Source organism: Variovorax sp. Soil_C_17 (assembly GCF_057657265.1).
This window is the reverse complement of sequence record NZ_JBDGIT010000001.1, coordinates 364,494-384,143: the sequence shown is the minus strand read 5'-3', so window position 1 is coordinate 384,143 and position 19,650 is coordinate 364,494. Positions and strand designations below refer to the sequence as shown.

13 protein-coding genes and 1 pseudogene are annotated in these 19,650 nt (G+C 68.3%); 11 read left to right on the top strand and 3 right to left on the bottom strand.

Annotated features, from left to right (window positions below):
* Positions 1-37 precede the first annotated feature (37 nt).
* The gene (locus AC3A6Y_RS01755) at positions 38-538 is read left to right on the top strand and encodes a GFA family protein (RefSeq protein ID WP_487866511.1); all 501 of its coding nucleotides are present in this window, start codon (positions 38-40) and stop codon (positions 536-538) included.
* Positions 539-547: 9 nt separating this feature from the next.
* On the opposite strand, the gene AC3A6Y_RS01750 is transcribed toward AC3A6Y_RS01755, so the two are convergent.
* Entirely contained in the window at positions 548-1,381 is an 834-nt protein-coding gene (locus tag AC3A6Y_RS01750) for an IclR family transcriptional regulator (protein ID WP_487866510.1), read from the bottom strand.
* A 124-nt stretch (positions 1,382-1,505) separates the two neighbouring features.
* Here AC3A6Y_RS01750 and AC3A6Y_RS01745 point away from each other — a divergent pair, with 124 nt between their 5' ends.
* The 10 genes and pseudogenes from AC3A6Y_RS01745 to AC3A6Y_RS01700 all read left to right on the top strand — a co-directional run bounded on the left by AC3A6Y_RS01745 (position 1,506) and on the right by AC3A6Y_RS01700 (position 11,495).
* Positions 1,506-2,465 carry an MBL fold metallo-hydrolase gene (locus AC3A6Y_RS01745; protein WP_487866509.1) on the top strand — a complete coding sequence of 320 codons (960 nt, stop codon included), beginning with the start codon at positions 1,506-1,508 and terminating at the stop codon, positions 2,463-2,465.
* On the top strand, positions 2,465-4,171 hold the full coding sequence (locus tag AC3A6Y_RS01740) for an FAD-dependent oxidoreductase (RefSeq protein ID WP_487866508.1): 1,707 nt from the start codon (positions 2,465-2,467) through the stop codon (positions 4,169-4,171). The genes AC3A6Y_RS01745 and AC3A6Y_RS01740 overlap by 1 nt, the downstream gene beginning before the upstream one ends.
* Positions 4,172-4,186: 15 nt before the next feature.
* Positions 4,187-4,393, top strand: coding sequence for a DUF2783 domain-containing protein (locus AC3A6Y_RS01735; RefSeq protein ID WP_487866507.1), 207 nt, complete (start codon positions 4,187-4,189; stop codon positions 4,391-4,393).
* Positions 4,394-4,424: 31 nt separating this feature from the next.
* Entirely contained in the window at positions 4,425-5,381 is a 957-nt protein-coding gene (locus AC3A6Y_RS01730) for a Bug family tripartite tricarboxylate transporter substrate binding protein (protein WP_487866506.1), read from the top strand.
* A 26-nt stretch (positions 5,382-5,407) separates the two neighbouring features.
* Positions 5,408-6,721 carry a homogentisate 1,2-dioxygenase gene (gene hmgA, locus AC3A6Y_RS01725; RefSeq protein WP_487866505.1) on the top strand — a complete coding sequence of 438 codons (1,314 nt, stop codon included), beginning with the start codon at positions 5,408-5,410 and terminating at the stop codon, positions 6,719-6,721.
* Positions 6,718-7,998, top strand: coding sequence for a fumarylacetoacetase (gene fahA / locus AC3A6Y_RS01720; protein WP_487866504.1), 1,281 nt, complete (start codon positions 6,718-6,720; stop codon positions 7,996-7,998). Before hmgA ends, fahA begins: the two co-directional genes overlap by 4 nt.
* Positions 7,999-8,135: 137 nt before the next feature.
* A complete protein-coding gene (locus AC3A6Y_RS01715) occupies positions 8,136-10,268 on the top strand; it encodes a polymorphic toxin type 37 domain-containing protein (protein WP_487866503.1) in 2,133 nt (710 codons plus the stop codon).
* Positions 10,258-10,572: a hypothetical protein gene (locus AC3A6Y_RS01710; protein ID WP_487866502.1), complete on the top strand. Its 315-nt coding sequence runs from the start codon at positions 10,258-10,260 to the stop codon at positions 10,570-10,572. The genes AC3A6Y_RS01715 and AC3A6Y_RS01710 overlap by 11 nt, the downstream gene beginning before the upstream one ends.
* A 99-nt stretch (positions 10,573-10,671) precedes the next feature.
* Positions 10,672-10,961: pseudogene (locus AC3A6Y_RS01705) on the top strand (nucleotidyltransferase family protein).
* 171 nt (positions 10,962-11,132) lie between these two features.
* The gene (locus AC3A6Y_RS01700; protein WP_487866501.1) at positions 11,133-11,495 is read left to right on the top strand and encodes a response regulator; all 363 of its coding nucleotides are present in this window, start codon (positions 11,133-11,135) and stop codon (positions 11,493-11,495) included.
* A gap of 12 nt (positions 11,496-11,507) precedes the next feature.
* Here AC3A6Y_RS01700 and AC3A6Y_RS01695 read toward each other — a convergent pair whose 3' ends face one another.
* Both AC3A6Y_RS01695 and AC3A6Y_RS01690 read right to left on the bottom strand, forming a co-directional pair.
* Entirely contained in the window at positions 11,508-13,778 is a 2,271-nt protein-coding gene (locus AC3A6Y_RS01695; protein WP_487866500.1) for a hybrid sensor histidine kinase/response regulator, read from the bottom strand.
* A complete protein-coding gene (locus AC3A6Y_RS01690; protein ID WP_487866499.1) occupies positions 13,763-19,534 on the bottom strand; it encodes a HAMP domain-containing protein in 5,772 nt (1,923 codons plus the stop codon). The genes AC3A6Y_RS01695 and AC3A6Y_RS01690 overlap by 16 nt, the downstream gene beginning before the upstream one ends.
* Between the last annotated feature and the right edge of the window lie 116 nt (positions 19,535-19,650).

The following is a 19,650-nucleotide window of genomic DNA, read 5'->3' as shown; positions in this document are numbered from 1 at the left end:
GCCTTTCGTCCGCGGCCGCGCCACAGTACGGCGGACCATGACGACCGATCCCTTCCCGCTCGAAGGCGGCTGCACCTGCCGTGCCGTGCGCTACCGCATGAGCACCCGCCCGCTGTTCGTCCACTGCTGCCATTGCCGCTGGTGCCAGCGCGAAACCGGGAGCGCCTTCGCCCTCAATGCCATGATTGAGGCGGACCGCTTGCAGCTGCTGCAAGGCGAAGTCGAGCTGGTGCTCACGCCTTCGATGAGCGGCAAGGGCCAGAAGATCGCACGCTGTCCGCACTGCCGCGTCGCGCTGTGGAGCCACTACGCAGGCGCCGGCGAGGCCGTGTGCTTCGTGCGCGTGGGCACGCTCGACATGCCGGACCACCTGCCGCCCGACATCCATATCTACACGATGTCGAAGCAGCCCTGGGTGCAGTTGCCGCCCGGCATGCCCGCGGTGCCCGAGTACTACCGCAGCGCCGAGCACTGGCCGGCCGAGAGCCTGGAACGCGCCCGCGCCCTGAAGGCCGCACGCGCCGCCGAGCGCGGTTGAGAGCCGGCCTCAGCGCCGCGCCGCCCCCAGCCGCTGCGAGACCTCGCCGGCGCAGCGCTTCAGCGCCTGCGCGACCGGCCCCTCCCAGCTCGCATCGAAGATCGCCGTGGTGCCGATCGCCGTGATCGCCAGCGCGATGGCGCCCGTGTGGTCGAAGACCGGCGCCGACATCGCGCTCACGCCCGGCACGATCTCGCCCTCGGAGCGGCTCATGCCGTGCTCGCGCACCGCATGCAGCTGCGCCTCGAAACTCTTCCAGTCCGGCAGCGGCGGCGCCGGCGGCATGCCCACGTGGCGCACGGGCTCGGCGCTGCTGCTCTTTTCGCGCCGCCGCTCTTTCTCCAGCATGCGCTTGACCTCCTCGGGCGGCAGATAGGCGCCGAACAGCCGGCCCGAGGCGGTGCTGGTCAGCGAGAACACCGTGCCGTGCCGCATGCTCATGTGCAGCGCGGCCGGCGACTCGGCCACCCGCACGATGGTGGCGCCGCGGTCGCCCCACACGGCAATGGCGGTGGTGTGGCCGATCTCCTCGACCAGTGCCGCCACCAGCGGCGTGGCGACGTGCACCGGGTCGGCCTGCTGCAGGCTGATCAGCCCCAGTTGCAAGGCGAGCGGACCGAGCAGATAGTGGCCGCTGGAACGGTCCTGCTCGATCAAGCCCAGCCGGCTGAAGCTGACCAGGTAGGGATGCGCCTTGGCGGGCGACATCTCGGCCTCGCGCGCGAGGTCCTTCAACGCCATCGGCCGGCCGTGGTGCACCAGGGCGCGCAGCAGCTGGCCGCCCACCTCGATGCTCTGGATGCCGCGCTGCGCGCGGTCGCTGCTGCTGTCGTCCGTCACCATGACCCTGTTCCCGCGTTCGTTAATGCAGAAAGCATTAGACATGATCTGAATCGCCGACTACACTCCGCGCCATTCGTTCAGTACAAATTGATTCGGTTTAGACGAATTTTCAAGGAGACCCCCGATGAGCCAGACCAAGGTATTCGCGAGCCAAGCCGACCTCGAGGAAAAGAAGGTCACCTTCAGCCAGATTTCCGAGCACGCCTGGGCCTACACGGCCGAGGGCGACCCCAATACCGGCATCGTCATCGGCGACGACGCCGTGCTCGTGGCCGACACGCAGGCCACGCCCGCGATGGCGCAGGACGTGATCCGCCGCATCCGCGAGGTGACCGACAAGCCCATCCGATACGTGGTGCTCACGCACTACCACGCCGTGCGCGTGCTCGGCGCCAGCGCCTACGGGGCCGAGCACATCCTCGCGAGCCAGGACACCTATGACCTCATCGTCGAGCGCGGCGAGCAGGACAAGGCCAGCGAGATCGGCCGCTTCCCGCGCCTGTTCGCGGGCGTCGAAACGGTGCCGCCCGGCATGACCTGGCCGACCATGACCTTCACCGGCAAGATGACGCTGTGGCTGGGCAAGCTCGAAGTGCAGCTGCTGCAGCTCGGGCGCGGCCATACCAAGGGCGACACGGTGGTCTGGCTCCCGCAGGAGCGCGCGCTGCTGTCGGGCGACCTGGTCGAGTTCGGCGCCACGCCCTATGCCGGCGATGCCTACTTCAAGGACTGGCCGAAGACGCTGGACAACCTCGCCGCGCTGCAGCCCAAGGCCCTGGTGCCCGGCCGCGGCGCCGCGCTGACCACGCCCGAGGACGTGGCCAAGGGCCTGACAGAAACGCGTGACTTCATCGCCGACGTGTACGCGAGCGTGCAGAAGGGCGTCGCGGCCGGCAAGGACCTCAACGCGGTCTACAAGGACACCTTCGCCGCGCTCAAGCCCAAGTACGGGGACTGGGTGATCTTTGACCACTGCATGCCTTTCGACGTAACGCGCTGCTACGACGAGGTCACGCAGCATGCCGATCCGCGCATCTGGACCGCCGAGCGCGACGTCGAGATGTGGAAGACGCTGGAAGGCTGATGCATGGGCTCCCTTCCCCCGGGAGGGGAAGGAGCAAACACCCAAGACCGGAGACCAGGAACGTGAACGACATCTCGAGTCCGCAGATCGACTACCAGTCCCTGCGCTACGACTACCGCCGCCATGCCGACCAGTCCGCCGCCGCACCGGTGCGCCACCCGGTGGTGGTGGTCGGCGCCGGCCCCGTCGGCCTCGCCCTGGCCATCGACCTCGCCCAGCAGCAGATTCCCGTGGTCCTGCTCGACAACGACAACCGCCTCTCGACCGGCTCGCGCGCCATCTGCTTCGCCAAGCGTTCGCTCGAAATCTTCGACCGGCTCGGCTGCGGCGACCGCATGGTCGACAAGGGCGTGTCATGGAACGTCGGCCGCGTCTTCTTCCGCGACGAGCAGATCTACGAATTCGACCTCCTGCCGGAGCCCGGCCACGAGCGGCCGGCCTTCATCAACCTGCAGCAGTACTACGTCGAGGGCTACCTGGCCGAGCGCGCCGCCGCCCTGCCGCTGATCGACATCCGCTGGAACAACAAGGTGGTGGGCGTCGAGCAGCAGGACGACCACGCGCTTCTGAGCATCGAGACGCCGGACGGCAGCTACCGCCTCGCGGCCGGCTACCTGGCGGCCTGCGACGGCTCCCGCTCCAGCGTGCGCCAGCTCATCGGCCAGGAGAGCAAGGGCCGCATCTTCAAGGACCGCTTCCTGATCGCCGACGTCAAGATGAAGCTGGCCCGCCCGGCGGAGCGCTGGTTCTGGTTCGACCCCGAGTTCCACCGCAACCAGAGCGTGCTGCTGCACATGCAGCCCGACAACGTCTGGCGCATCGACTTCCAGCTCGGCTGGGACGCCGACCCGGAGGAAGAGAAGAAGCCCGAGAACATCATTCCCCGCGTCAGGGCGCTGCTCGGCGAAGACGTGCAGTTCGAGCTCGAATGGGCCAGCGTCTACACCTTCGCCTGCCTGCGCATGGACCGCTTCCGGCATGGCCGGGTGCTGTTCGCCGGCGACTCGGCGCACGGCGTCTCGCCCTTCGGCGCGCGTGGCGCCAACTCAGGCGTGCAGGACGCCGAGAACCTGGCGTGGAAGCTGGCCGCCGTGCTGCGCGGCGACGCACCGGACGCGCTGCTCGACACCTACGCCGCCGAGCGCGAATACGCGGCCGACGAGAACATCCGCAATTCGACGCGCGCCACCGACTTCATCACGCCCAAGAGCGAGGTCAGCCGGCTGTTCCGCGACGCGGTGCTGGCGCTCGCCAAGCGCCATGACTTTGCACGCACGCTGGTGAACAGCGGGCGGCTCTCGGTGCCGGCCACGCTGCATGGCTCGCCGCTCAACACGCCCGATGCGGATGCCTTCGGCGGCCGCATGGTGCCCGGGGCCGTGGCCGCGGACGCGCCGCTCGCGCTGGCCGGCGGTCGCAGCGGCTGGTTGCTGCGCGAGCTCGGCAGCACCGCCTTCACCGCACTGGTGTTCGGCGAGGGCGAAGCGGCGGAGCGCAGCGCCCGCGCCATCGCCGAGGCCGACGACGCGCTGCGCGTGCTGCGCGTGCCGCTCGCCGGGGCGAATGCGCTGGCCGCGGAGCGCTACGACGCGCAGCCCGGCACCGTCTACCTGCTGCGGCCCGACCAGCACGTCTGCGCCCGCTGGCGCGCCCCGACGCCGTCGGCCATCCGTGCCGCGCTGGCGCGTGCCCTTGCCAAAGCCTGAAGAAGGAGAAGCGCCATGCCGCAAACGACAACGCGACACCTGATCACCGACTCCCACCTCGAAGCGCCGGACGACTTCTACGAAGCGCTGATCGAGGCGCACCAGGGCCTTTCCGCCGATGAAAGCCATGCCTTCAACGCACGGCTGGTGCTGCTCTTGGCCAACCACATCGGCGCCATGCCGGTGCTGCGCGAAGCCCTCGACGCAGCGCGCGGCAGCTGATTCCATCCCATCCAGATCTACCGGAGACACCATGATTCGTTCCCTCCTCGCCGGCCTCGCGCTGGCCGCCACCAGCCTTGCCGCCGCCGCCCAGGACGGCAAGTCCATCGAATGGGTGGTCGGCTATGCCGCCGGCGGCGGCTCCGATTCGGTGGCGCGCGCCACCGCCGAAACCATGAGCAAGAGCCTGGGCGCGCCCATCGTCGTCAACAACAAGCCGGGCGCGGCCACCAACATCGCGGCCGAGTACGCGGTGCGCGCCCGGGACGTCGAGCACACCCTGCTGACCGCCGACTTCGCCACGCTGGCGGCCAACCCCTTTCTCTTTTCCAAGCTGAGCTACGACGCCGAGAAGAACCTCAAGCCGGTCGGCCTGCTGGCCCGCTTTCCGCTCGTGCTGGTGGTCGGCCCCCAGGTGCCGGCGAGCAACTGGAAGGAGTTCGTGGCCTGGGCCAAGGCGCAGCCCGGCGGTGTCAACTACGGCTCGGCCGGCGTCGGCAGCCCGCACCACCTGGCGACCGAGCTGCTGCGCGAGAAGGCCGAGCTCAAGCTCGCCCACGTGGCCTACCGCGGCGCGGCGCCGGCCATGCAGGACGTGCTGGGCGGGCAGGTGCCCTTCATGCTGGTCGACACGGCCACCGGCAACCAGTTCGTGCAGGCGGGCAAGGTCAAGGCCATCGGCGTGGCCAGCGCGAAGCGCATCGCCTCGCTGCCCAACGTCCCCACGCTGATGGAGCAGGGCCTGGCCGGCTACGAGGCCTATGCCTGGCAAGGACTCACCGTGCCTTCCGGCACGCCCGACGCCACGGTGGCACGCTACGCCAAGGCGCTGCAGGAGGCGCTGGCCTCGCCCGCAGTCAAGGCGCGCTTCGACGCGCTCGGCGTCGAAGGCCTTCCCGGCTCGCCGAGCGACATGGCCAGCTACGTGAAGGCCGAGCGCGAGCGCTGGGGGCGCCTCATCAAGTCCAACAACATCCGCGTCGATTGAAGACGCCCGATCAGGAAAGGAAGCTCATGAGCAACCCCGACGCATTGCGCTACCAGAGCGGCTTCGGCAACGAATACGCCACCGAGGCCGTCGCCGGCGCCCTGCCGCAAGGCCGCAACAGCCCGCAGCGCGCGCCCTTCGACCTCTACCCCGAGCTGATCTCGGGCACCGCCTTCACCGCGCCGCGCCACGAGAACCGGCGCAGCTGGCTGTACCGGCGCCAGCCCTCGGTGGTCTCGGGCCGCTACGAGGCCTATGCGCAGCCGGCCTGGCAGACGGGGGCCGACCGCAGCATCGCGCTGGCGCCCGAGCCGCTGCGCTGGCACCCCTTGCCCTTCACCGGCACCGAGGCCGATTTCATCGACGGCATGCACACACTGGCCGCCAACGGCGACGCCGAGGCCCAGTGCGGGCTGGCGGCCCACGTCTACCTCGCGAGCAAGTCGATGGCGCGCCGCGCCTTCGTCAATGCCGATGGCGAGCTGCTGGTCGTGCCGCAGCAGGGCCGGCTGCTGATCACCACCGAGATGGGCGTGCTCGAGGTCAAGCCCGGGGAGATCGCGCTGCTGCCGCGGGGCGTGGTGTTCAAGGTCGCGCTGCCGGATTCGGATGCCGGCGCGGGTCCCTCGCGCGGCTACGTCTGCGAGAACTACGGCGCCCAGTTCCGCCTGCCCGAGCTGGGCCCGATCGGCTCCAACGGCCTGGCCAATGCGCGCGATTTCCAGGCCCCGGTGGCCGCCTTCGAGACCGAGGCCGGCGGCTACGAGCTGGTCAAGAAATCCTCCGGCCGCCTGTGGCGCGCGCCCATGAAGCAGTCTCCCTTCAACGTGGTCGCCTGGCACGGCAACCTGGCGCCGGTGAAGTACGACACCGCCCACTTCATGACCATCGGCTCGATCAGCTTCGACCACCCGGACCCGTCGATCTTCACCGTGCTCACCTCGCCCTCCGACACGCCCGGCACCGCCAACTGCGACTTCGTGATCTTCCCGCCGCGCTGGCTGGTCATGGAAGACACCTTCCGTCCGCCCTGGTACCACCGCAACCTGATGAGCGAATTCATGGGCCTGGTCTACGGCGAGTACGACGCCAAGCCGGGCGGCTTCAAGCCCGGCGGCGCCAGCCTGCACAACGCCATGGTGCCGCACGGTCCCGACGAGGAGGCCTTCGAGAAGGCCAGCGGCGCGGAGCTCAAGCCGCAGAAGCTGGACAACACGCTGGCCTTCATGTTCGAGAGCCGCTATCGCTTCATCCCCACCGCCTGGGCCCTTCAGAGCCCGGCGCTCGACAACGACTACGCCGACTGCTGGGCCGGCCTGCAGGACAAGTTCAAGCCATGACCACTCCGAACGCCACCCACGACCCCCAGCTGCGCAGCTGGGTCGCCTCGGCCAACCAGGCCGGTTGCGACTTCCCGATCCAGAACCTGCCCTTCGGCCGCTTCCGGCCGGCGGGCAGCGCCGAGGCCTTCCGCATCGGCGTCGCGATCGGCGACCAGGTGCTGGACCTGAAAGCCACGGGCCTCATCCACACCGACGACATGAACGTCTTGATGGCCAAGGCCCCGGCGGAGCGCCAGGCCTTGCGTGCCGCCCTTTCTGCTGGCCTCGCCGAAGGCAGTGCAGAGGCGGGCGAGTGGGCGAAGCTGCTGCTGGCCCAGTCGGCCGTCGAGATGACGGTGCCCTGCCGCATCGGCGACTACACCGATTTCTACACGAGCGTCCATCACGCCACCACGATCGGCAAGCAGTTCCGCCCCGACAACCCGCTGCTGCCCAACTACAAATGGGTGCCGATCGGCTATCACGGCCGCTCCTCCTCGATCGGCGTCAGCGGCAGCAGCTTCAAGCGGCCGCTCGGCCAGACCAAGGCGCCCGACGCCGAGGTCCCGAGCCTCGGGCCGTCCAGGCGGCTCGACTACGAACTGGAACTCGGATGGTTCATCGGCCAGGGCAACGCACAAGGCGAACCGATCGACATGGACCGGGCCGAGTCGCACCTGTTCGGGGTGGCGCTCTTCAACGACTGGTCCGCACGCGACATCCAGGGCTGGGAATACCAGCCGCTCGGCCCGTTCCTGTCGAAGAATTTCGCCAGCAGCCTGTCGCCGTGGATGGTGACGATGGAGGCGCTGGCGCCCTTTCGTGCCCCCTTCGAGCGGGCGGCCGGCGACCCGCAGCCGCTGCCCTACCTCGACTCGTCCGCCAACCGCGCCCAGGGCGCCTTGTCGATCACGCTCGAAGTGCTGTTGCAGACCGCGAAGATGCGAGAGACCGGCGAGGCGCCTGTGCGCCTGTCGCGCACCAACACCACGCGCGCGGCCTATTGGACGCCCGCGCAGCTGGTGGCGCACCACACCGTCAATGGCTGCAACCTGCAGCCCGGCGACCTGCTGGGGTCGGGCACGCTGTCCGGTCCCGACGCTGACGAGGCGGGCTCGCTGATGGAGCTGACGGGCAGCGGCACGCAGCCGGTCGCGCTGCCCAACGGCGAGCGCCGCAGTTTCCTGGAGGACGGCGACACGCTGATCCTGCGCGGCTGGTGCGAGCGCGAAGGCGCGGTGCGCATCGGATTGGGCGAGGTGAGCGGGACGGTCGAGCCGGCGCTCGGAGGCTAGGCGCGGGTTTCCCCGGTTCTTCTTGGTCGCTCGCTGCAAGGCAGTTTCTCGCATTTTGTCGCGCGAAGCGCGTGCTTTCGTCACTCTCGGATAGGGTCTCGCCGCCGCTGTTTTGGCGGTGAAACCCAGAGAGTGAAATGAACAAGAAAAGACCAGGGTACGCCGTGCTCATCGCGCTCGCGTGCCTGTCAGGCCAGGGGCATGCGGTTTCGCAAAGCAGCGCCGGCATCGGCAGCATCACCACCCGCTACGACGCTCTCGGCCTGCCGATCGGCATCACCGATGCGATGGGCCAGGCCACCCAGATCCAGCGCGATCTCCTGGGCCGCCCGACCCTCATTGCCTTCGCCGACGGCAAGACCACCACCCTGCGCTACGACCTCACGCCCACCAGCAAGGGCTATCTCGGCTCCATCACCGACCGCAGCGGCACCACCACCTACAGCCGCGACGTGTTCGGCCGTGTCATCGTCAAGACGCAGGCCCTGGCCAGCGGGCTGACCCAGCAAGTGGCGTACAGCTACACCGCAGCCGGGCAACTTTCCGGCATCACCTACCCCAGCGGCAACATCCTGACCCATGGCTATGACGCCACCGGGCGCCTGGTGCAGCTGAGCTGGAATGGCAGTCCGATGGTCACCGGCATCGCCTGGAACCCGATGGGCCAGCCCACCGCCTGGAACTGGGCCTTCGTCCCCGGCCTCGCCGCCAGCCGCAGCTACGACACCGCCGGGCGGATGACCGCCACCGAGTTCGCCAGCTACGTGTACGACGCGGCCGGACGCATCATCAGCCTGACGCAAAACCTGTTTCAGCCTGCGGATGCCGATCCGAGCCACAACAGCATCGCAAGCGCGAACACCACCTGGAGCGTGAGCTACGACGCGGTGGGCCGCATCACCGGGTTCAACGCCGCAGGGAGCCAGACCAGTTTCGGATATGACGCCAACGGGAACCGCACCGCGAGCACGAAGACGCTCAACGGCCTGACCACGAGTCGCAACTACACGGTGGCGGCCGACAGCAACCGAATCCAGGGTTTCAGACAGACTGCTGGCGGCACGACCACCAACGTGGCGTACAGCTACAACGCCAATGGGGATCTGATCAGCGATGGCCTGAGGACCTACACCTACAACGCCGAGGGTCGATTGAGCGCAGTGACCACGGGCGCCACCGACGCCAGCCCCACCACCCGGTACGCGCATAACGCGCTGGGGCAGCGCGTCTTCAAGACAGAACCGCTGTATCCGCCCGCAGAAGGCGATGAAGCCGACACCGGCTTCATGCAAAGCCTGGTCAACTTCTTCACCAAGATGTGGGGGGCAGCCGCGAGCGATGCAGAGAAGCAGGGCTATGCCTTCATGTACGACGAGCAGGGCAGTCTGCTGGCGGAGACCGGTACAGGCGGGGCCACCAGCGCGGGCAGCACGCAGTACATCTACCTGCCGACGGCCAGGGGACCGATGCCCATCGCTGCGATGATCAACGGCCAGCTGTACGCGGTGCACTCCGATCATCTGAATACGCCAAGGAGGGTCACGGACTCAAGCGGTCAAGTGGTATGGCAGTGGATTTACTCAGCCTTCGGTGACGAGCAGCCAACCACCGTCAGTCATCGGTTCGCCAGTCTCAGCATCACGCCAAATCCGGTCGTTACGAGCCACTCATCGCTCGTCTTCAACCTGCGCTGGCCTGGGCGGTATTACGACAAGGAGTCGGGTCTGCACTACAACAACTTCCGCAGCTATGACCCGCGGGGCGGGTTCTACACCCAGAATGACCCAGCGGGCCTGAAGGCGGGCTTCAATCGGCGCATCTATGTGGGTGCCAATCCGCTGAACTACTCGGACCCCAGCGGCCTGTTCCTGCCTGCCTTGGCGGTTCCATTCATTGGGGGAACAGGCATTGGTCTCGCGGACGTCGGGATCGGACTCAGCTTGGGAGCGGCGGGCTATGGGCTGGATCGCATGTTGGCCAAGCCACCCGAAAACGCATACGACACGAATGGTCCCAAGGCGCCGGGCAAGCCCGGTGAGGCAGAGGGCTTCAGAGATCCAAAGCGCGGCGAGAACTGGGTTCCAAATCCGAATGGACGAGGGTATGGTTGGCAAGCCGATGATGGCGGCGTTTGGTGTCCAACCGGTCAAGCCGGGACACCGGGCTCTGGAACATCCGGGCCTGCACATGGTGGTCCCCATTGGGACGTGCAGTATCCCAATGGGGATGGCTTCAACATTTACCCAGGAGGCAAACGTCGTGACCGATGACGAACAGGTGCTAACAGCGAAGCGCATCCGGTACTACTCGGAAAATGACGAGTCGGCTTTCTTCGAATGGCTTGACAAGATCGGCTGCGTCACACGCTATGAAGGCCAACTCGATGTTCTTTATATCTATGTCGACGGAGGGAAGATGGATGAGTACGCGCTACGCGAGTTGCTCTCTTTGTTTCGTCGCTATGGAGTGGACATGAAGCAGTTGGTTGCGTTCGACAGTGATGAATATGCTGCATGGTTCCGCGATCCGCAAAAGTACTGGCATCGCGCCGTATTTGGTGACGTTGTAGATTGAATGGGACTGGATGCACAAAATCCGTTTTCGCCTTCATTTCCCTCGGCAGGTGGCGAGATAGATGGAGATACGAGGAAGATCTTGTTGTCGGGAGAACGCATGAGGCCTTCTGAAGCCTTGGCCTCGAATCGTGCCGCGATTCGGCATGTGGTCGAGCCTCATCGCGGCCGCAACGCTCGGGTGTTCGGTTCCGTGTTGCACGGTCAAGACACGGAAAGCAGTGACTCGACATCCTCGTTGACCCGACACCTGAGACGACGCTGTTCGACATCGGCGCTATCCGCCATGAGCTGGGCAAGCTGCTGGGCGTGCAGGTGGACGTGCTGACGCCCAACGCCTTGCCCGACAACTTCCGGGCCAAGGTGCTCGCGGAGGCTTGCCCGGTATGACCCGCAGTCGCAGCGCGATACACCGGTGATATGGATGAGGCGGCGTCTCCGCCTTCCCTCCGGTAGTGGACAACCTGCAGGCGTGGCGCCGTAGCCGAACGGCGCCTTTTCCTACGCAGCGCCATCGAGCCTCTGCCCATACTGATTCGCCTGCTTTTGGGGGAGCTTCACGTGAACGTGCTCATCGTCGACGACAACAAGGCCGCAGCCGACCTGCTGCGTGAACTCCTTGCGCTGCAAGACCACGAAGTGCAATGCAGCTACTGCGCGCAGGAGGCGATGGACGCCGCTGCCGCCACGCCCTTCGAGGCGGCGCTGATCGACCTGGTACTGCCCGACTTCTCCGGCGCCGAGCTGGCGCGGCGCATGCGCGCCGGGGCGGGCGGCAAGTCTCTGTTGCTGGTGGCCGTGTCCGGCTACGGCAAGGAAGATGCCGGCGACGCCGCGGCGCCCGGCCTGTTCGACCACCATCTGCAAAAGCCCATCGACTTCGAGGTGCTGGACCGCATCCTCGCGACCGCCACCGCCCGATAGGGCCCGCCACCGCTACGACGCAGCCCGGGAGGGCTCCCGGTTCGCGGCGCCGCCTTGGGCGCGCTGCCCGCACCACAGGCGAATGCAGCCCAGCAGGGTCTCCGGATCGGCCGGCTTGACGAAATGGTGGTCGAAGCCCGCGCCGAGGGCGGCCTCGCGATCTTCGTTCTGCCCATAGCCGGTCACCGCGATCAGCAGGGCGCCGGCCAGTTCGGGCATGGCGCGCATCCGGCGCGCGACCTCGTAGCCGTCGATGAGCGGCAAGCCGATGTCCAGCACCACGACCACGGGGCAGTGCGCGTTCGCAGCGGCGAGCGCCTCTTCGCCGTCGTGCGCGGTGCGGACCGCGTGGCCTTCCAGTTCGAGCATCGCGGCGATGCCGGTCGCCGCGTCGTGGTTGTCGTCGACGACCAGAATGCGCAGGGCCTCCGCGCGGTGCGCCGCCGCGGCCGCTTGCGGCATCGCCTGTCCGTCAGCCGGCGCCACCCTGCCGACGCGCGGCAGCCGCAGCCGGAACTCGGAACCCCGGTCCCGGCCCTCGCTGAAAGCCTCGATCCGGCCGCCGTGCATCTCCGTCAGCCGCCGCGCCAGCGTGAGGCCGACGCCCAGTCCGCCCTGGGAGCGGTCGAGGCCGCGCTCGCCCTGCTCGAAGAGATCGAAAATGCGCGGCAGCAGCTCGGCATCGATGCCGATCCCGTGGTCGCGCACCGACAGCAGGATCTCTTCCTCCTCCAGCCGGCAGACCAGCTCGATGCCGGTGCCCTCGGGGCTGTACTTGGCGGCGTTGTGCAGCAGGTTGGCGATCACCTGCGTCAGCCGGGCCATGTCGCCCAGCAGCCAGGCCGGCTGCTGCGGCACCACCACCTTCAGGGCCTGGCGCCGGCCGTCGATGAAAGGCTGCACCGTCTCCACGCTCTGGGCGACCACGGCGTTCAAGTCGAGGGTGGCGTGCTTCAGCACGATCTTGCCCTGGCTGATGCGCGCCACGTCCAGCAGCTCCTCGATCAGGCGGGTCAGCTGCTTGAGCTGCCGCTCGGCGATGTCCAGCGCCCAGGCGACCTTGGGATGAGGCGCCGCGACGCGGCGGATCACCTGCACCGCGGTGTGGATGGGCGCCAGAGGGTTGCGCAGCTCGTGCGACATCATGGCCAGGAACTCGTCCTTGCGCCGGTTGGTGCGCTGCAATTCCTCCTGCGCAGCCTGCCGCTCGAGCATCTCGCGCTGCAGCACGAGGTAGAGGCGGGCGTTCTCGAAGGCGGTCGCGGCCCGGGCCGCCAGTTCGTCGAGCATGCCGGCGTCTGCGGTGCCGGGCTCGGCCGCGTCGCTGCAGGCGATCAGCACCGCGCCGAGCGTGCGTTCTCCGAAGACCAGCGGCACCGCCTGCGCCGAACGCAGCGGCGGGAAGGCATCGCCCAGGACCTCGAGGCCAAAGTCGGCGGCGACGAGTGCAGACGGTGCTTCCATGTCCAGGCGGACGGCCTGCCGCGCCTGCGCCGCCTCGTGCAGCGCGCCGCGCACCCGTGCGTGCAGGCGGGCCTCGGGACCGGTCGACCGTTGCAGTGGCGCGTCCGCGGACTGCCGGCCCCCTGCCAGCATCTCGCCGGCACCGAGGTCGGCATCGAGCAGCAGCACCACCGCCAGCGGCGCCAGCTGGGGCACCAGCAGCTCGACCAGCTGGTTCATCGCCACCGGAATCTGCAGCGAACCGCTGAGCACGCGGCTCGCATGCGCCAGGAAGGCCGAGCGCCGGTCGTTCTCCTCGGCGACGCGCCGCGCCGCCTGCGCCGCCATCACCGCCGCGCGCGCATCGCCCTGGCGCCGGACCTGGCGCCGCATCTGGTGGAGCGCGACGAAGACCGAGACCTTGCTGCGCAGGATCTCCGGCACCACCGGCGACAGGATGTAGTCGACCGCGCCCAGCGAGTAGCCGCGCGCGGTCTGCATCTCGTCGGCATAGGAGGTGATGAAGATGATCGGCGTGTGCCTGCAGCGCCGGTGCTGGCGGATCAGCGTCGCAGTCTCGAAGCCGTCGATGCCGGGCATGTTGACGTCCAGCAGGATCACCGCGAACTCGCGCTGCAGGATCTCGCGCAGGGCGTCGGCGCCCGAGCGCACCAGCACCAGGTTCTGGCCCAGCTCCTCGAGCACGGTGCGAAACACCAGCAGCTTCTCGGGCAGGTCGTCGACCACCAGGATGTCGGCCTTCTCCTGCACGGCAGTGCCGTCGGGCTCCGGGTCCGGGTCTTCGGGCGGCAGGGTGCGCTCGTCTATTTGCACAGCCACCCCCGCAGGACCATCAGCAGGTAGGCCGTGTCCACCGGCTTCGACAGGTAGTCCCAGGCGCCGGCCTCGATGCATTTCTCGCGGTCGCCCTTCATGGCCTTGGCCGTCACCGCCACCAGCGGCAGCTGCTTGCCGCGCGGCAGCCGGCGCAGCTCGCGCATGGTCTGCATGCCGTCCATCTCCGGCATCATGATGTCCATCAGCACGATGTCGATGGTGTCGTCCTGCTGCACCAGGCGGATCGCGTCGCGGCCGTTCTCCGCCGAAACGATCAGCATGCCCTGCGCGTCCAGCACGGCCGCCAGCGCGAAGATGTTGCGCATGTCGTCGTCGACGATCAGCACCTTGCGGCCCGCCAGCGAGCCGGAGGCCTGGTGCGTCGCCTCCACCGCGCGCCGCTCGGCCTCGGACATCCTGGCCATGCCGCGATGCAGGCAGAAGGCGGTCGCGTCGATCAGCGCTTCCAGCGAGTGGGCGATCCGCGGCACGGCGCCGCCCGGGCCTTGGTCCCAGCCGGGCACCGGGCCGTCGGGGCCGAGGAGCAGGACCGGCAACTGCCGGACGGCCGCGGGGCGCCCCTCCACGAACTCGGCCACGTCGCGCCGGCCGAAGCCGGGCAGGCGGCCGTCGGTCGCGAGGGCATCGATGTCGCTGCGCGCCAGCGCGCCGCGGGCGGCGTCGGCACTCTCCGCGATCACGATCTCGACCTGGTCGGACGGCAGGGCGGCGACATAGCGGTCGCGCAGGGCCGACGGCGGCATCGCAACCAGCAGCTTGCGGGTGCGCGCCTCGACGAAGCGGTGCAGCTCGCCCAGCGCCGCGTCCACCTCGTCGATCGACTGCAGCGGCTTGGCCAGGAAGCCGATGGCGCCGGAGGCCAGGGCGCGCTCGCGCGAGTCGTCCGTCGAGACCACGCAGACCGGGATGTGCCGCGTCGCCAGGTCGGCCTTCAGCCGCTCCAGGATGCGCCAGCCTTCCATGTCGGGCAGGTAGATGTCCAGCGTGATGAGCATCGGCCGGTGGTCGCGCGCCAGCGCCAGGGCGCCCGCGCCGCTGGCGCTCACCAGGCCCTTGAAGCCGGCGCGGCGCGCCGCCTGCAGCAGCATCCGGGCGAAGCCGAGGTCGTTCTCCACGACCAGCAGCACCTTCTCGCCCGGCAGGATGCTGTCGCGGTCGTCGTCGGCGATGTTGAGCGAGGACAGCAGCTCGGCCGTCGCCTCGGCCTCGGCCGGCGGCGCAGCCACCGGCTCGCCGGCGGGTGCGCTGCGCCGCGCCGGCCTGCGCGCTTCGCTGCGGGCTTCGGCGGGCTGGCCCGGCCCGGCCGCGGCCGGGCGGCCCAGGCGGGCGCCGCGCGACGAGCTGTAGCTTTGCGGCAGGTACAGCGTGAAGGTGCTGCCCTGCGCCGGCACGCTCACCAGCCGGATCTCGCCGCCCAGGAGCCGCGCCAGCTCGCGGCTGATCGCCAGGCCCAGGCCGGTGCCGCCGTACTTGCGGGAGGTGGAGCCGTCCGCCTGCTGGAAGGCCTCGAACACGATCTGCTGCTTGTCGGCGGAGATGCCGATGCCGGTGTCGGTGACCGAGAAGGCCATCACCCGGCCCGCGCGGTTGAGGCTCTCGTTGTCGGCGGACCAGCCGGCCTCCACCGAGGACACCGTCATGGCCACCGAGCCCTGGTGCGTGAACTTGAAGGCGTTGGACAGCAGGTTCTTGATGATCTGCTGCAGCCGCTTGACGTCCGTGACGATCGTCTCTGGCAGCGGCCCCGCGGAGCGGATGTCGAAATCCACGTGCTTGGCCTCGGCCACATGGCGGAAGCTGCGTTCCACGGAGCGCTGCAGGTCGTCCAGCCGCAATTCGCTGAGCTCCACCGCCACCGTGCCGGACTCGATCTTCGACAGGTCCAGGATGTCGTTGATCAGCATCAGCAGGTCGTTGCCCGAGAGATGGATGGTCTTGGCGAACTCCACCTGCCGCGCCGTCAGGTTGCCCTCGCTGTTCTTGCACAGCTGGTCCGACAGGATCAGCAGGCTGTTGAGCGGCGTGCGCAGCTCGTGCGACATGTTGGCCAGGAACTCGGACTTGTACTTGGAGGTGAGGGCGAGCTGCTCGGCCTTTTCCTCCAGCGCCTGGCGGGCCTGCTCCACTTCCTGGTTCTTGCGCTCCACCTCCTGGTTCTGGTGCACCAGCAGGCGTGCCTTCTCCTGCAGCGCCTCGTTGGTCTGCTGCAGCTCCTGCTGGCGGCTCTGCAGCTCCTCGGCCAGGGACTGCGACTGGGTCAGCAGGTCCTCGGTGCGCATGTTGGCGGAGATCGTGTTGATCACGATGCCGATGGACTCGGTCAGCTGGTCCAGGAAGGCCTGGTGCGAGGGATTGAAGCGCTCCAGCGAGGCCAGCTCCAGCACGCCGCGGACCTCGCCCTCGAAGATCACCGGGAGCACGATCACGTCCATGGCCGCGCCCTCGGACAGGCCGGTGGCGATGCGGAAGGCCGTGCTCGGCACGTTGGTCAGCAGGATCTTGGTCTTCTCGACGGCGCACTGGCCGACCAGGCCCTGGCCCAGCTCGATTTCCTTGCCGTGCGCGTGCTGGCCGCCCGAGGCGTAGCTGGCGAAGAGCTTCAGCTTCGGCGTGCTGCCGGTGGTGGTCAGCAGGTAGAACTCGGCCTGCTGCGCGCCCACCACCGGCGCCAGCTCGGACAGGATCAGCTGGCCCACGGTCAGCAGGTCCTTCTGGCCCTGCAGCATGCGGCTGAACTTGGCGAGGTTGGTCTTGAGCCAGTCCTGCTCGGTGTTCTTCTGCGTGGTGTCCTTCAGGTTGCGGATCATCTCGTTGATCGTGTCCTTCAGGGCCGCGACCTCGCCGCGTGCCTCCACCGTGATGGAGCGCGTCAGGTCGCCCTGCGTCACGGCGGTCGCCACCTCCGCGATGGCGCGCACCTGGGTGGTCAGGTTGGCGGCCAGCTGGTTCACGTTCTCGGTCAGGCCTTTCCAGGTGCCGGCGGCGCCGGGCACCTTGGCCTGGCCGCCCAGCTTGCCCTCGACGCCCACCTCGCGCGCGACGGTGGTCACCTGGTCGGCGAAGGTGGCGAGCGTGTCGGTCATGCTGTTGATGGTCTCGGCCAGCGCGGCGATCTCGCCCTTGGCCTCCACCGTCAGCTTCTGTTGCAGGTCGCCGTTGGCCACGGCGGTCACCACCTTGGCAATGCCGCGGACCTGGCCGGTCAGGTTCCCGGCCATGAAGTTGACGTTGTCGGTCAGGTCCTTCCAGGTGCCCGAGACGTCGCGCACCTGGGCCTGGCCGCCCAGCCGGCCCTCGGTGCCGACCTCGCGCGCCACCCGCGTCACCTCGGCGGCGAAGGAGGAGAGCTGGTCCACCATGGTGTTGATGGTGGCCTTGAGCTCGAGGATCTCGCCCTTGACGTCGACCGTGATCTTCTTCGACAGGTTGCCCGCCGCCACGGCCTTGGTCACGTCGGCGATGTTGCGCACCTGGCTCGTCAGGTTGGAAGCCATCAGGTTCACCGAGTCGGTGAGGTCCTTCCAGGTGCCGGCCACGCCCTGCACGTCGGCCTGGCCGCCCAGCTTGCCCTCGGTGCCGACCTCGCGGGCCACCCGCGTCACCTCGGCCGCGAAGGAGCGCAGCTGGTCGACCATGGTGTTGACGGTGTTCTTGAGCTCCAGGATCTCGCCCTTGACGTCCACCGTGATCTTCTTGGACAGGTCGCCCGCCGCCACCGCCTTGGTCACGTCGGCGATGTTGCGCACCTGCGAGGTGAGGTTGCCGGCCATGGAGTTGACGGAGTCGGTGAGGTCCTTCCAGGTGCCGGCCACGCCCTGCACGTCGGCCTGGCCGCCCAGCTTGCCCTCGGTGCCGACCTCGCGGGCCACCCGGGTCACTTCGGCCGCGAAGGAGCGCAGCTGGTCCACCATGGTGTTGATGGTGGCCTTGAGCTCCAGGATCTCGCCCTTGACGTCCACCGTGATCTTCTTGGAGAGGTCGCCCGCCGCCACCGCCTTGGTCACGTCGGCGATGTTGCGCACCTGCGAGGTGAGGTTGCCGGCCATGAAGTTGACCGACTCGGTGAGGTCCTTCCAGGTGCCGGCCACACCCTGCACGTCGGCCTGGCCGCCCAGCTTGCCCTCGGTGCCCACTTCGCGCGCCACCCGCGTCACCTCGGCGGCGAAGGAGGAGAGCTGGTCCACCATGGTGTTGATGGTGTTCTTCAGCTCGGAGATCTCGCCCTTCACGTCCACCGTGATCTTCTTGGAGAGGTCGCCGGCGGCCACCGCCGTCGTCACCTCGGCGATGTTGCGCACCTGCGAGGTCAGGTTGCCGGCCATGAAGTTGACCGACTCGGTGAGGTCCTTCCAGGTGCCGGCCACGCCCTGCACGTCGGCCTGGCCGCCCAGCTTGCCCTCGGTGCCCACCTCCCGGGCCACCCGGGTCACCTCGGCGGCGAAGGAGCGCAGCTGGTCCACCATGGTGTTGACGGTGTTCTTGAGCTCCAGGATCTCGCCCTTGACGTCCACCGTGATCTTCTTGGACAGGTCGCCCGCCGCCACCGCCTTGGTCACGTCGGCGATGTTGCGCACCTGCGAGGTGAGGTTGCCGGCCATGAAGTTGACCGACTCGGTGAGGTCCTTCCAGGTGCCGGCCACGCCCTGCACGTCGGCCTGGCCGCCCAGCTTGCCCTCGGTGCCGACCTCGCGGGCCACCCGCGTCACCTCGGCCGCGAAGGAGCGCAGCTGGTCCACCATGGTGTTGACGGTGTTCTTGAGCTCCAGGATCTCGCCCTTGACGTCCACCGTGATCTTCTTGGAGAGGTCGCCCGCCGCCACCGCCTTGGTCACGTCGGCGATGTTGCGCACCTGCGAGGTGAGGTTGCCGGCCATGGAGTTGACGGAGTCGGTCAGGTCCTTCCAGGTGCCCGAGACGCCCTCGACCCGCGCCTGCCCGCCCAGCGAGCCTTCGGTGCCGACCTCGCGCGCCACCCGCGTCACCTCGGAGGCGAAGGAGCGCAGCTGGTCGACCATGGTGTTGATCGTGTTCCGCAGCGTCAGGAACTCGCCCTTGACGTCCACGTCGATCTTCTTCGACAGGTCGCCCTTGGCCACCGCGGTGGTCACGTCGGCGATGTTGCGGACCTGGTCGGTCAGGTTGCCGGCCATGGAGTTGACGGAGTCCGTCAGGTCTTTCCAGGTGCCGGCCACGCCCTTGACCTTGGCCTGACCGCCCAGCTTGCCCTCGGTGCCGACCTCGCGCGCCACCCGCGTCACCTCGGCCGAGAAGTTGCCGAGCTGGTCGACCATCTTGTTGATGGTCTTGGCGGTGCGCAGGAACTCGCCCTCCAGCTGGCGCCCGTCCACCTCCAGCGCCATGCTCTTGGAGAGGTCGCCCTGGGCCACGGCACCGATCACGCGGGCGACCTCGGTGGTGGGGTGGACCAGGTCGTCGATCAGCGCGTTGACGCATTCGACCGACTCGCCCCAGAAGCCGCGGGTTTCGTTGAGGACCGCGCGCTGCTTGAGCTTGCCCTCCTTGCCCACCACCTGGCGCAGCCGGACCAGCTCGGCGGCCAGCGTCGCGTTCTGCTCGACCAGGTCGTTGAAGACATCGGCCACCTTGCCGGACAGGCCGGTCCAGTGCAGTGGGAGCCGGACCTTCGCATCGCCTTTGCGGAAGCGGGTCAGCGCATCCAGAAGGATGGCCATTTCTTCGAGCGACCCCGTCGCGATGGATTTGTCCAGCACGTTCATCTCTCTCGCCTCCGGTCTTTATCGGAAAGGGTCGCTGCAGATGCCGCCCTGGCCAGGGCTTGCCGGAGCAGTGTATCGACCGCCGCCCCAAAACGGCGTCAGACGAGACGTACAGG